This window comes from Massilia putida (genome assembly GCF_001941825.1).
In the GTDB taxonomy this organism is placed as follows: domain Bacteria; phylum Pseudomonadota; class Gammaproteobacteria; order Burkholderiales; family Burkholderiaceae_D; genus Telluria; species Telluria putida.
The window spans coordinates 1,845,077-1,856,731 of record NZ_CP019038.1 but is presented as its reverse complement, the minus strand read 5'-3'; the positions used below and the strand labels follow the sequence as shown (position 1 = coordinate 1,856,731).

Below are 11,655 nucleotides of genomic sequence, written 5' to 3'. Positions count from 1 at the left end.
ACGGAGATGGAAATGACTGCGAACGACATGATGGCTGAAATTCGTGATGCAAACCTGAGCTACCTGATGCTGGCACAGCAGATGATCCGCGCAGACAAGGTCACCGCAATTTTCCGCCTCGGCATCTCGGCCGACATCGCCGACCTGATCGAAGGCATGAGCAACGCTCAGATCCTGAAACTCGCCGGCGGCAACATGATGCTGGCCCGCTTCCGCTTCGACGACGCCGCCATCCTCGGCATGCTGACGAGCCACAGCAAGGACCGCGCCCTGGCCCAGTCGCACGCTGCGATCCTGATGGCTGGCCAGCCGGCCGAAGAAATCGCCTAAGGTCAGAGCCCGGTTTTTCTTTTAGGGCTCTGACCCGGGTTCAATTGCCCATTTCAGGGCTCTGACCCCGGTGTCCAGCCGGCAGCCCCAGTTCCAGAATCGAAGTCACGGAGAACAGCATGACCAAGAAAAGCGTCGTCTCGGAAGCCCAGGAAATCCAGCTGGCCATCGAACTGATTCAGCTCGGTGCCCGTCTCCAGCTGCTGGAAAGCGAAGTCTCCCTGTCGCGCGAGCGCTTGATCAAGCTGTACAAGGAACTCAAGGGCGTGTCGCCGCCGAAAGGCATGCTCCCGTTCTCGACCGACTGGTTCCTGACCTGGCAGCCGAACATCCACGCTTCGCTGTATATCAATATCTATAAGTTCCTGGTCGAGTATGCCGGCGCCACGGGCATCCAGGCCGTGATGAAGGCTTATAAGCTGTACCTGGAACAGATGCCGCCGGCACCTGGCGAAGAGCCGCTGCTGTCGCTGACCCGCGCCTGGACCCTCGTGCGCTTCTTCCAGGGCAATATGCTCGTGCTGGCCCCGTGCGGCAAATGCCAGGGCAAGTACGTCGTCAATGCGCTCGACCTGAACAATGATTACCAGTGCGGCCTGTGCCATATGCCGTCGCGCGCCGGCAAGACCCGCAAAGCCAAGGACGCCGCGCTCGCCGCCGCCTGAGCCGTTTTTCTCTTTACGTGATCCGTATTTTCTCCCCGCGGGGCAGGCCATGAATCAGCCTGCCCCGCGCCGCTTGTTCGAGGCGCCGTCTATACGGGCGCTGCTGGCCCAGGCCGGCGCCTTCCCATTGACCCTGATCGCCGTCTGGCTGCTGGCGCGCATCGGCCTGCCCATGCGCTGGGAAGGCGTTGCGCTGATCCAGGGCGCCTGGGCCGCGCTGCTGGCCTGGCGCCTCGGGCTCGCCGTCTGGTGGCGCGCCATCGAACTCGTATTTCCCTCCGGCGTACTGCTGGCGCGCGGCCTCGATCTGCCGCCCGTCCTGTTTTTAATATTGTTCGTGCTGTTCCTGCTCGTGTACTGGTCCACGTTCCGCACCCAGGTGCCGTACTACCCGTCGGGGCGGGGCGCGTGGGAAGCCGTCGCGCAGGCGTTGCCGGCCGACCGGCCGCTCGCCATCGTCGACGTCGGCAGCGGCCTGGGGGGCCTCGTGCTCGACCTGGCGCGGCGCCGGCCGGATGCGCAGGTGGACGGCATCGAGCTGGCGCCGCTGCCGTGGTTCGTCAGCCGGTTGCGCGGCAAACTGTCCGGTAGCCGCGCGCGCTTCCTGCGCGGGGACTACGAATCGTTGAATTTTGGTCACTATGACGTCGTGTTCGCCTACCTGTCGCCGGCCGCGATGGCCGGTCTCTGGCGCAAGGCGGAGAACGAAATGCGGCCCGGTAGCATGCTGTTAAGTTATGAGTTCGACATCCCCGCAAGAATGCCCGACCGTCGCATTGTGACGACTAACAGTAAGAAGATTCTCTATCTTTGGCAATTTTGACGGTCGTCGGGGCACTTTTACTTGCCCGTGGGCCATTCTCAAGCTAATCTAGTTCCCTACGTAAATATTTCTCTTTGGATTCATCAACTTGGATCCAAACCGGGCCTGTCCCGGAATCACGCATCGGGAGTCCCGTGTTTGTCATTGTTGGTTACGTTGTAGTGCTCGCTGCCGTGTTCGGCGGCTTCGCGATGAACGGCGGTCACCTGGCGGCGCTGTGGCAGCCGTTGGAACTCGTCATGATCGGCGGTGCCGCCGTCGGCGCGTTCTTCGTCGGTAACAATCCGAAGGCCGTGAAGGCGACACTGGCCGCGCTGCCCACCCTGTTCAAGGGGTCGAAGTACACGCGCGAGATGTACATGGAGCTGATGTCGCTGCTGTTCGACGTGCTGTCGAAGGTGAGGAAGGAAGGCTTGATGTCGATCGAAGGCGACATCGAGGCCCCCGAGCAGAGCCCCGTGTTCTCGAAGTACCCGGCGGTGCTGGCGGACCATCACATTGTCGAATTCATCACCGATTACCTGCGCCTGATGGTTTCGGGCAACATGGACGCGTTCCAGATCGAGAACCTGATGGACAACGAGATCGAGACCCACCATCATGAGGGTGCGGTCCCGGCACAATGCATTGCCAAGCTCGGCGACGGCCTGCCGGCGTTCGGTATCGTGGCGGCCGTGATGGGCGTGGTGCATACGATGGAATCCGTGGGCCTGCCGCCGGCCGAGCTGGGCATCCTGATCGCGCACGCGCTGGTCGGCACCTTCCTCGGCATCCTGCTGGCCTACGGCTTCGTCGGTCCGCTGTCCAGCTTGCTCGAACAGAAGCTGGAGGAGTCGACGAAGATGTTCCAGACCGTGAAGGTGACGCTGCTCGCCAGCCTGAACGGTTATGCGCCGGCGCTGGCCGTCGAATTCGGCCGCAAGGTGCTGTACTCGACCGAGCGCCCGACCTTCGCGGAACTCGAGGATCACATCAAGAAGGCCAAGAGCAAGTAATGGTGCGTAACATTCACATCGGCGCGGGAGTGCGGCATGGCTGACGAAGGCCAGAAGCCCATCATCGTCAAGCGCATCAAGAAGGGCGGCCATGGTCACCATGGCGGCGCCTGGAAGATCGCGTACGCCGACTTCGTGACGGCGATGATGGCGTTCTTCCTGCTCATGTGGCTGCTCGGCTCGACGACGAAGGGCGACATGGAAGGTATCGCAAATTATTTCAAGACGCCGCTGAAGGTCGCCATGCAGGGCGGCACCGGCGCCGGCAACAGCAATTCGATCCTGCAGGGCGGCGGCAAGGACCTGACGCGCCGCAGCGGCCAGGTCAAGAACGGCGATGTCGAATCCAACAAGAAATCGATGGACCTGAAGTCCGCGCGCGAAGCCCTCGAGAAAGAGGAAGCGACGCGTCTGGAACAGCTCAAGCAACGCATCCAGCAGACGATCGAAGCCAATCCGCTGCTGCGCAAATACAAGAACCAGTTGCTGCTCGACGTGACGAGCGAAGGCCTGCGGATCCAGATCGTCGACGAAAAGAACCGTCCGATGTTCGCGTCCGCGAGCGCCGAGCTGCAGCCCTATACCCGCGACATTCTCGACGTGCTGGGCCTCGTGCTGAACGACGTGCCGAACCGCATCGGCCTGTCCGGGCATACCGATTCCACGCCGTATTCGACGCCCGCCGGCTATACGAACTGGGAATTGTCCGCCGACCGCGCCAATGCCTCGCGCCGCGAACTGGTGCACGGCGGACTGTCCGATGCGAAAATCCTGCGTGTGGTCGGCCTCGGTTCGGCCGTCCACCTGGACCGCGCGGACCCGTTCAACCCGATCAACCGCCGCATCAGCATTCTGGTCATGAACAAGCGGACCGAGAACGCCGTGCTGCACGACGGCACGCCGCTGGACGTACCCGGCGAGAGCGCGGACGCGGCAGTGAAAGCGGTCGCTGAGGCGACGGGTGCCGGGGTGGCGGCACCCGTCGAAAAGGGTGCCGGGGTGGCGGCCTCCGTCGAAAAGGGTGCCGGGGTGGCGGCCTCCGTCGAAAAGGGTGCCGGGGTGGCGGCATCCGGCGCAAAGGGTGGCGGTCTGGCGCAACCGGCGGCAACGCCGGCAGGGAAAAAGTAACGGACGGGATGTTCTGGAGGATTTTATGACGACAAGAAAAAAGATTCTCGGGTCACACGTCAAGCGCCTCTTGTCGGGTGTGTCCGACCATGGCCGGCGCCACCTGTCCGAAGTCGAGACCGACCTCGTGCAGACGACGCTGTTGCTCGAGGAAGCCGTCGAGAAGCTGACGAGCAGTTTCATGGCGATTCACCACGTGGTCGATTCGCGCCAGGAAGCAATCAACCGGCTGCTGGCCGGCCAGGCGCCGACGGCGGAAGAGAGCGCCTGCCTGACCGGGATGTCGGGCGAGATCGCCGGCCACGTGAACGCGGCGGTGACGAGTATGCAATTTCAGGACATGACGAGCCAGCTGCTCGACCGCACGCTGCGCCGAGTGACGGGCCTGCGCGATTTCCTGACCACGCTGTCCGAGCATGGCGACGACATCCTGCCCGAGAGCGACGGCGACGAGATCGTCGAACGCCTGGGCAAGGTCAGCATGGCGCTGGCGATCCAGTCGCTGGAGCTGCGCAGCATGCTGCGCAAGTCGGTCGAACAGCGGCACCTCGAGAGTGGTGATGTCGAGTTGTTTTAACCATGGGGGCAGAGCCCGGTTCACCGGGTGGGCTCTGACCTCATCTGATTATAAAAAAAGCAGCCAGGCGACTGGCGCGAGTGAAAACCTGGGTCAGAGCCCCCAAAAGAAAAACCGGGCTCTGACTCGAACAGGAGCATAAAGATGGCAAAAACGATTCTCGCAGTCGACGATTCCAGTTCCCTGCGCCAGATGGTGGCTTTCAGCCTGAAGGCCGCCGGCTATCAGGTGGTGGAAGCCGTCGACGGACAGGATGGCCTGGAAAAGGCGAAGCTGCAGACCGTCGACCTGGTCCTGACCGACCAGAACATGCCCAAGATGGACGGGCTCACCCTGATCAAATCGCTGCGCGGCCTGCCGGGCTACCAGAAGACGCCGATCCTCATGCTCACGACCGAGTCGTCCGAAGACATGAAGACGAAGGGCCGCGCGGCCGGCGCGAACGGCTGGCTGGTCAAGCCGTTCGACCCGCAGCGCCTGATCGAGGTGGTCAAGAAAGTCATCGGCTGAGCGGCCTCGTGGCCGCCGTGCCGTTCGCACCAGACGGATATTCAACATGACCATCGACATCAGCCAGTTTTACAAGGTCTTTTTCGACGAGGCGGAAGAGCTGCTCGCCGAAAAGGAGCGTCTGCTGCTGGCCGTCGATATCGACTCGCCGGACCCGGAAGACCTGAACGCGATCTTCCGCACCGCCCATTCGATCAAGGGCGGGGCATCGACCTTCGGCCTGAACGACATGAGCGAAGTGACGCACGTGCTCGAGTCCCTGCTGGACCGCATCCGCAAGGGCGAGATGGCCCTCACGGCCCAGCACGTGGACGCCTTCCTGGCCGCCAAGGACATCCTCAAGATGCAGCTCGACGGCCACCGTAACGGTGCGGACGTCGACCAGGAAGCCGTCGCCAACGTGCGCATGATGCTGCACGACCTGTCCGAAGGCGTGATCGTGCCGACGCACCAGCCGACCGTGCCCTCGTTCCTGCACGCCGAGCAAAAACAGCAGGTCGCGGAAGGCGCGCACCGCTACAAGATCGAGCTGCCCGACCTCGCCAAGCGCGACGTCGACGCGCTCGTCGACGAACTCGGCCTGCTGGGTCGCGTGTCCGTCGTGCCGCTCGAGGCGGGACGCACGGCACTGATCATCATGACGCACGAGGGCCTGGACGACATCATCGCCATCTGCTCCTTCGTGCTCGACCCGAGCGACCTGAAGATCTTCGAAGCGCCCCCGCTCACGCCCGAGCAGCGCGCCCGCGAGGCGGCCGACCGCGCCCGTATCGAGGACGAGCAGGGCTACGGCTTCTTCGACCCGGCCGATCCGGTCGACGCCAGCGACCTGGCCCCGTCGGAGGACGAACTCGGCTACGGCTTCTTCCAGCCGATCGAGCAGATCCGCCGCGAAGCCGGCATCGTGGCCGAGCCGCCGCCGCCGGCACCGGTGCGACCGGAACCGCTCGAGATCACCGAAGTGGCGGCCGAAAAGAAGGCCGCCAAAAAGGCCGAAGGCGCCCACGCGCAGGGTTCGGAATCGTCGTCGATCCGCGTGTCGATCGAGAAGGTCGACCAGCTGATCAACCTCGTCGGCGAACTCGTGATCACGCAGGCCATGATCGAGCAGCGCAGCTCCGGCCTCGATCCGATGCTGCACCAGCGCCTGCTGGCGTCCGTGTCGCAGCTGACGCGCAATACGCGCGACCTGCAGGAAGCCGTCATGTCGATCCGCATGATGCCGATGGACTTCGTGTTCTCGCGCTTCCCGCGCATGGTGCGCGACCTGGCCGGCAAGCTCGGCAAGAAGGTCGACTTCATCACCAACGGCGCCGCGACGGAACTGGACAAGGGCCTGATCGAGCGCATCGTCGATCCGCTCACGCACCTGGTGCGCAATTCGATCGACCACGGCATCGAACTGCCCGCCGCGCGCGTGGCCGCCGGCAAATCGGAATCGGGACGCCTGTTCCTGTCCGCCGCGCACCAGGGCGGCAATATCGTGATCGAAGTCGCCGACGACGGCGGCGGCCTGAATCGCGAAAAGATCCTGGCCAAGGCCAAGCAGAACGGCCTGCCGGTGTCGGACAACATGAGCGACGCCGACGTCTGGCAGCTGATCTTCGCGCCGGGCTTCTCGACGGCGGAGATCGTCACCGACGTGTCGGGCCGCGGCGTCGGCATGGACGTCGTCAAGCGCAATATCCAGGCGCTGGGCGGCACCATCGACATCCGTTCCGCGCGCGGCTTCGGCACGACGATCCTGATCTCGCTGCCGCTGACCCTGGCGATCCTGGACGGCATGTCGATCCGCAGCGGCGAAGAGATCTACATCCTGCCGCTCGGCTTCGTCGTCGAGTCGCTGCAGCCGGCGCGCGCCGACGTCAAGGAGATCGCGGGCCAGGGCCGCGTCGTCAAGGTGCGCGGCGAATATCTGCCGCTGGTCCCGCTGTACCAGATGTTCAACATCGAACCGCGCATCACCGATCCGTGCGAAGGCATCCTCGTGATCCTCGAAGCGGAAGGCCGCAAGGCCGCGCTGTTCGTCGACGAACTGGTCGGCCAGCAGCAGGTCGTCGTGAAAAACCTGGAAGCGAACTACCGCAAGGTGGCCGGGATCTCCGGCGCCACCATCCTCGGCGATGGCGGCGTGGCGCTGATCCTGGACGTGGGCGCGCTGCTGCGCTCGTCGCGCCAGTTGTCCGATGAATCCGTCGTCTACTGAAATAAACCCATACTTTTGCTCCGATAAGGAACCGACATGTCCACTCAACCGACGAACAAGCCGAACGATGCCCACGACGGCAGCGGCAGCGAATACCTGGCCTTCACCCTCGGGTCCGAGGAATACGGCATCGACATCCTGAAGGTGCAGGAGATCCGCGGCTACGAGACCGTGACCCGCATCGCCAATGCCCCGAATTCATCAAGGGCGTGATTAACCTGCGTGGCATCATCATCCCCGTGGTCGACATGCGCATCAAGTTCAACCTGGGCACGCCGACCTACGACCAGTTCACCGTCGTGATCATCCTGAACATCGGCGGCCGCATCATGGGCATGGTCGTCGACAGCGTGTCGGACGTCACCACGCTCTCGCCGGACCAGATCAAGCCGGCGCCGGAGATGGGCTCCGCCTTCAACTCCGACTACCTGACCGGCCTCGGTACCGTCGACGAACGCATGCTCATCCTGATCGACATCGACAAGCTGATGTCGTCCAGCGAAATGGGCCTGATGGACCGGTTGGCGGCTTAAACACGGTAGCGCGGCGCAAGGGACCACCCGGACCGCTCGCGGTCCGCAGAACGAATGCAACCCATGGCTAACAACGTGCCGCACAATACGAAGCCGGCGACCCGGCAGGAGACCGGCAAGGAGTTCGACTTCACCCGCGCCGATTTCGAGCGCGTGCGGGGCCTGATCTACCAGCGCGCCGGCATCTCGCTGGCCGACAGCAAGCAGGAGATGGTCTACAGCCGGCTCGCGCGCCGCCTGCGCGCCAACGGCATCGCCTCGTTCGTGTCCTACCTCGACGCGCTGGAAGCGGGCCGCATGCCGGCCGAGTGGGAATCGTTCACGAACGCGCTGACGACGAACCTCACGTCGTTCTTCCGCGAGGCGCACCACTTCCCGCTGCTGGCCGAACACGTGCTCAAGGCGCGCGCCCGGCACGGCGGGCCGCTCACGATCTGGTGCTCGGCCAGCTCCACCGGCGAAGAGCCGTATTCGATCGCGATGACCGTGTGCGAGGCGTTCGACACGCTCACGCCGCCGGTGCAGATCGTCGCCACCGACATCGACACGAACGTGCTGGCCACGGCCAGCGCCGGCGTCTATCCGCTCGAGCGCGTCGACAAGATGGACCAGGCGCGCCTGCGCCGCTTTTTCCTGAAAGGGAAGGGGGCCCAGGAGGGCCTCGTGCGCGTGCGCCCGGAACTGCGCCAGCTGATCACGTTCCGCCAGCTCAACCTGCTGGCCGACGGCTGGGACCTCAAGGGCCCGTTCGACGCGATCTTCTGCCGCAACGTGATGATCTACTTCGACAAGTCCACGCAGCGCAAGATCCTGTCGCGCTTCGTGCCGCTGATGAAGCCCGATTCGCTGCTGTTCGCCGGCCATTCCGAGAACTTCCTGTACGTCTCCGACTCGCTGCGCCTGCGCGGCAAGACGGTCTACGAATTGAACCACGGCTGACGCCCCGATCGGAACATGGAAACGAACAGCCATTTCGCCACCAACGTCTATTACGACCGCACCTTCGATTGCGACGCGGCCAAGATCCTCCCCGGCGAGTACTACTACACCGAGAAGGACATGCTGATCGTGACGGTGCTCGGCTCGTGCGTGTCCGCGTGCATCCGCGACCGCGTCAAGGGCCTGGGTGGCATGAACCATTTCATGCTGCCGGACGGCGGCGACCCGGGCAACCCGGTCTCGGCGTCGATGCGCTACGGAACGTATGCGATGGAGGTGCTGATCAACGACCTGCTCAAGTCCGGCGCGCGCCGCGAAAACCTGGAAGCGAAGGTCTTCGGCGGCGGCGCCGTGCTGCGCGGCTTCTCCGCGATGAACGTGGGCGAACGCAATGCCGCGTTCGTCATCAACTTCCTCAAGACGGAACGGATTCCCGTGCTGGCAGAGGATTTGAACGACATTTACCCGCGCAAGGTGTATTTTTTCCCGCGCACCGGCAAGGTACTCGTCAAGAAGCTGATGCAGACCCATAACGACACGCTGGCGAAGCGCGAACTCGATTACGCCAGCCGCCTCAAGGTCACGCCGGTCGCCGGCGCCGTCGACCTGTTCTGACAAGAAAGGCAAAGAATGAGCTTCAATACGATGACGAAGATCAAAGTGGTGATCGTCGACGATTCCGCCCTGATCCGCAGCGTGATGACGGAAATCGTCAACTCGCAGCCTGACATGGAGGTCGTCGGCGTCGCCCCCGATCCGCTCGTCGCGCGCGACCTGATCAAGCGCACGAACCCGGACGTGCTCACGCTGGACGTCGAGATGCCGAAGATGGACGGCCTCGACTTCCTCGAAAAGCTGATGCGTCTGCGCCCGATGCCGGTGCTGATGGTGTCGTCGCTGACGGAGCGCGGCTCCGAAATCACGATGCGCGCGCTGGAACTGGGCGCCGTCGATTTCGTGACCAAACCCAAGATCTCGATCCAGAGCGGCATGCGCGAGTACACGGAGCTGATCGCCGACAAGATCCGCGCGACGGCGCGTGCCCGCGTCAAGGCGCGCACCCTGCAGACCGCCGCGGCCGGCGCCCCCACGCAACTGCCGCAGCTGCGCAGCCCGCTGACGTCATCGGAAAAGCTGATCATCATCGGCGCCTCGACGGGCGGCACGGAAGCGATCCGCGAATTCCTCATGCAGATGCCGTCCGACTGCCCCGGCATCCTGATCGCCCAGCATATGCCGGAAGGTTTCACCACGTCGTTTGCGCGCCGCCTCGACTCCCTGTGCAAGATCAGCGTCGTCGAGTCCGCGGGCAACGAACGCGTGCTGCCGGGGCACGCCTACATCGCGCCGGGCCACTCCCACCTGTTGCTGACGCGTTCGGGCGCGAACTACATGACGAAGATCGAGCAGTCCGAACCGGTCAACCGTCATCGTCCGTCCGTGGACGTCCTGTTCCGCTCGGCGGCCCAGGCGGCCGGCAAGAACGCCGTCGGCGTGATCCTGACGGGCATGGGCAAGGACGGCGCGCAAGGCATGCTGGAGATGAAGAACGCGGGCGCCTACAATTTCGCCCAGGATGAAGCGTCGTGCGTCGTGTTCGGCATGCCGCGCGAAGCGATCGCCATCGGCGCCTCCCACGAGGTGGCCCCGTTGACGGCATTGCCGGGCCTCGTGCTTGACCATCTGGCAACCCACGGAGGCCGTGCGTTGCGCGTTTGATCCGCATACGGTGCATTCACTGCGGTTTTATCGCCGTAGAGCAACAAAAATGCTATGCTTTAGCTTGTATTCGCAGTGCCGAACCTACCAACATATACACTAGGGGCTGCGTAGTATGCGCGCCCCATCATAGAGTTAAGAAACAACGGAGTATTTCATGGCTGATCCTAAGATGCGTTTCCTGGTTGTTGACGATTTTTCGACGATGCGACGCATCGTCAAAAATCTGCTGAAAGAACTGGGTTACGGCAATGTCGACGAAGCGGAAGACGGTGTCCAGGCACTGGCCAAGCTGCGCAGCGAACAGTTCGATTTCGTCGTGTCGGACTGGAACATGCCGAACATGGACGGCCTGACCATGCTGCAGAATATTCGTGCCGATCCCGCACTGGCCAAGCTGCCGGTGCTGATGGTGACCGCCGAAGCCAAGAAGGAAAACATCATCGCGGCGGCGCAAGCCGGCGCCAACGGCTACGTCGTGAAGCCGTTCACCGCGGCCACGCTGGACGAAAAGCTGAACAAGATTTTCGAAAAGATGGAAAAGGCCGCATAAATGACCGAGTACACTGCCGACTCGACCTCGCCCGACGAGGTCCTGAGCCGGATCGGACATATGACCCGCGCGCTGCACGAAAGCCTGCGCGGGCTCGGCCTGGACAAACTGATCGAAAAGGCGGCCAGCGACATCCCCGATGCCCGCGACCGCCTCGATTACGTGGCCCGGCTGTCCGAGCAATCGGCCAAGCGTGTGCTCGACGCGACCGATGCGGCCAATCCGCTGCAGGACGGCATCGACGACCGTGCCGCTGAACTGACCCGTTCCTGGCAGGCCCTGCTGGCCGAACCGGGCAATGGCGACAGTGCATGGCGCGAGCTCGCCGAGCGCACCGTGGCCAGCCTGGCCGAATCGCGCAATGCGGCCACCGCCACCAAAGGTCATTTGATGGACATCATGATGGCCCAGGACTTCCAGGACCTGACCGGCCAGGTGATTTCACGCATCACGGGCATCGCCCAGAACCTGGAAAAACAGCTGGTGCAGGTGCTCGTCGATTTCGCCCCGAGCGAAATCAAGCGCGAGCTCGACAATGGCCTGCTGAACGGTCCGCAGATCAATCCGGAAGGCAACACCGAAATCGTGGCCGACCAGGGCCAGGTCGACGACCTGCTGGACAGTCTCGGTTTCTGATCCCGCCGCGGCGGTACGTACCGCCGCCGCCGTCTCGTTTC

General features: G+C 63.5%; 13 protein-coding genes and 1 pseudogene. All 14 read left to right on the top strand.

Annotated elements, in window-relative coordinates; translation table 11 throughout:
* Positions 1 to 12: 12 nt before the first annotated feature.
* On the top strand, positions 13 to 330 hold the full coding sequence (gene flhD / locus BVG12_RS10515; protein ID WP_036230363.1) for a flagellar transcriptional regulator FlhD: 318 nt from the start codon (positions 13 to 15) through the stop codon (positions 328 to 330).
* Between the two features lie 119 nt (positions 331 to 449).
* A complete protein-coding gene (gene flhC / locus BVG12_RS10510) occupies positions 450 to 995 on the top strand; it encodes a flagellar transcriptional regulator FlhC (RefSeq protein ID WP_075792334.1) in 546 nt (181 codons plus the stop codon).
* Between the two features lie 49 nt (positions 996 to 1,044).
* Positions 1,045 to 1,818, top strand: coding sequence for a class I SAM-dependent methyltransferase (locus BVG12_RS10505; protein ID WP_075792333.1), 774 nt, complete (start codon positions 1,045 to 1,047; stop codon positions 1,816 to 1,818).
* 134 nt (positions 1,819 to 1,952) lie between these two features.
* A complete protein-coding gene (motA, locus tag BVG12_RS10500) occupies positions 1,953 to 2,813 on the top strand; it encodes a flagellar motor stator protein MotA (RefSeq protein WP_075792332.1) in 861 nt (286 codons plus the stop codon).
* A 36-nt stretch (positions 2,814 to 2,849) separates the two neighbouring features.
* Positions 2,850 to 3,941 carry a flagellar motor protein MotB gene (gene motB / locus BVG12_RS10495; RefSeq protein ID WP_083684893.1) on the top strand — a complete coding sequence of 364 codons (1,092 nt, stop codon included), beginning with the start codon at positions 2,850 to 2,852 and terminating at the stop codon, positions 3,939 to 3,941.
* 25 nt (positions 3,942 to 3,966) lie between these two features.
* The gene (locus BVG12_RS10490; RefSeq protein WP_056436267.1) at positions 3,967 to 4,518 is read left to right on the top strand and encodes a hypothetical protein; all 552 of its coding nucleotides are present in this window, start codon (positions 3,967 to 3,969) and stop codon (positions 4,516 to 4,518) included.
* A 144-nt stretch (positions 4,519 to 4,662) separates the two neighbouring features.
* Positions 4,663 to 5,028 carry a response regulator gene (locus BVG12_RS10485; protein WP_036230353.1) on the top strand — a complete coding sequence of 122 codons (366 nt, stop codon included), beginning with the start codon at positions 4,663 to 4,665 and terminating at the stop codon, positions 5,026 to 5,028.
* 46 nt (positions 5,029 to 5,074) lie between these two features.
* Positions 5,075 to 7,234, top strand: a complete 2,160-nt coding sequence (cheA, locus tag BVG12_RS10480; RefSeq protein ID WP_075792331.1) for a chemotaxis protein CheA — start codon at positions 5,075 to 5,077, stop codon at positions 7,232 to 7,234.
* A 36-nt stretch (positions 7,235 to 7,270) separates the two neighbouring features.
* A pseudogene (locus BVG12_RS10475) lies at positions 7,271 to 7,767 on the top strand (chemotaxis protein CheW).
* 54 nt (positions 7,768 to 7,821) lie between these two features.
* Entirely contained in the window at positions 7,822 to 8,706 is an 885-nt protein-coding gene (locus BVG12_RS10470; protein WP_370662834.1) for a CheR family methyltransferase, read from the top strand.
* A gap of 15 nt (positions 8,707 to 8,721) precedes the next feature.
* A complete protein-coding gene (gene cheD / locus BVG12_RS10465) occupies positions 8,722 to 9,321 on the top strand; it encodes a chemoreceptor glutamine deamidase CheD (protein ID WP_075792329.1) in 600 nt (199 codons plus the stop codon).
* A gap of 30 nt (positions 9,322 to 9,351) precedes the next feature.
* A complete protein-coding gene (locus BVG12_RS10460; protein ID WP_075796297.1) occupies positions 9,352 to 10,425 on the top strand; it encodes a protein-glutamate methylesterase/protein-glutamine glutaminase in 1,074 nt (357 codons plus the stop codon).
* A gap of 157 nt (positions 10,426 to 10,582) precedes the next feature.
* Positions 10,583 to 10,978: a chemotaxis response regulator CheY gene (gene cheY, locus BVG12_RS10455; protein WP_036230336.1), complete on the top strand. Its 396-nt coding sequence runs from the start codon at positions 10,583 to 10,585 to the stop codon at positions 10,976 to 10,978.
* Positions 10,979 to 11,614, top strand: a complete 636-nt coding sequence (gene cheZ / locus BVG12_RS10450) for a protein phosphatase CheZ (RefSeq protein ID WP_075792328.1) — start codon at positions 10,979 to 10,981, stop codon at positions 11,612 to 11,614. It abuts the gene before it with no gap.
* The last annotated feature ends 41 nt before the right edge of the window (positions 11,615 to 11,655 follow it).

What these genes read in the sequence shown, in the direction of transcription:
- flhD (WP_036230363.1), top strand. Translation starts at nt 13, where the DNA reads ATGACTGCGAACGACATGATGGCTGAAATTCGTGATGCAAACCTGAGC.
- flhC (WP_075792334.1), top strand. Translation starts at nt 450, where the DNA reads ATGACCAAGAAAAGCGTCGTCTCGGAAGCCCAGGAAATCCAGCTGGCC.
- BVG12_RS10505 (WP_075792333.1), top strand. Translation starts at nt 1,045, where the DNA reads ATGAATCAGCCTGCCCCGCGCCGCTTGTTCGAGGCGCCGTCTATACGG.
- motB (WP_083684893.1), top strand. Translation starts at nt 2,850, where the DNA reads ATGGCTGACGAAGGCCAGAAGCCCATCATCGTCAAGCGCATCAAGAAG.
- BVG12_RS10490 (WP_056436267.1), top strand. Translation starts at nt 3,967, where the DNA reads ATGACGACAAGAAAAAAGATTCTCGGGTCACACGTCAAGCGCCTCTTG.
- BVG12_RS10485 (WP_036230353.1), top strand. Translation starts at nt 4,663, where the DNA reads ATGGCAAAAACGATTCTCGCAGTCGACGATTCCAGTTCCCTGCGCCAG.
- cheA (WP_075792331.1), top strand. Translation starts at nt 5,075, where the DNA reads ATGACCATCGACATCAGCCAGTTTTACAAGGTCTTTTTCGACGAGGCG.
- BVG12_RS10470 (WP_370662834.1), top strand. Translation starts at nt 7,822, where the DNA reads ATGCAACCCATGGCTAACAACGTGCCGCACAATACGAAGCCGGCGACC.
- cheD (WP_075792329.1), top strand. Translation starts at nt 8,722, where the DNA reads ATGGAAACGAACAGCCATTTCGCCACCAACGTCTATTACGACCGCACC.
- BVG12_RS10460 (WP_075796297.1), top strand. Translation starts at nt 9,352, where the DNA reads ATGACGAAGATCAAAGTGGTGATCGTCGACGATTCCGCCCTGATCCGC.
- cheY (WP_036230336.1), top strand. Translation starts at nt 10,583, where the DNA reads ATGGCTGATCCTAAGATGCGTTTCCTGGTTGTTGACGATTTTTCGACG.
- cheZ (WP_075792328.1), top strand. Translation starts at nt 10,979, where the DNA reads ATGACCGAGTACACTGCCGACTCGACCTCGCCCGACGAGGTCCTGAGC.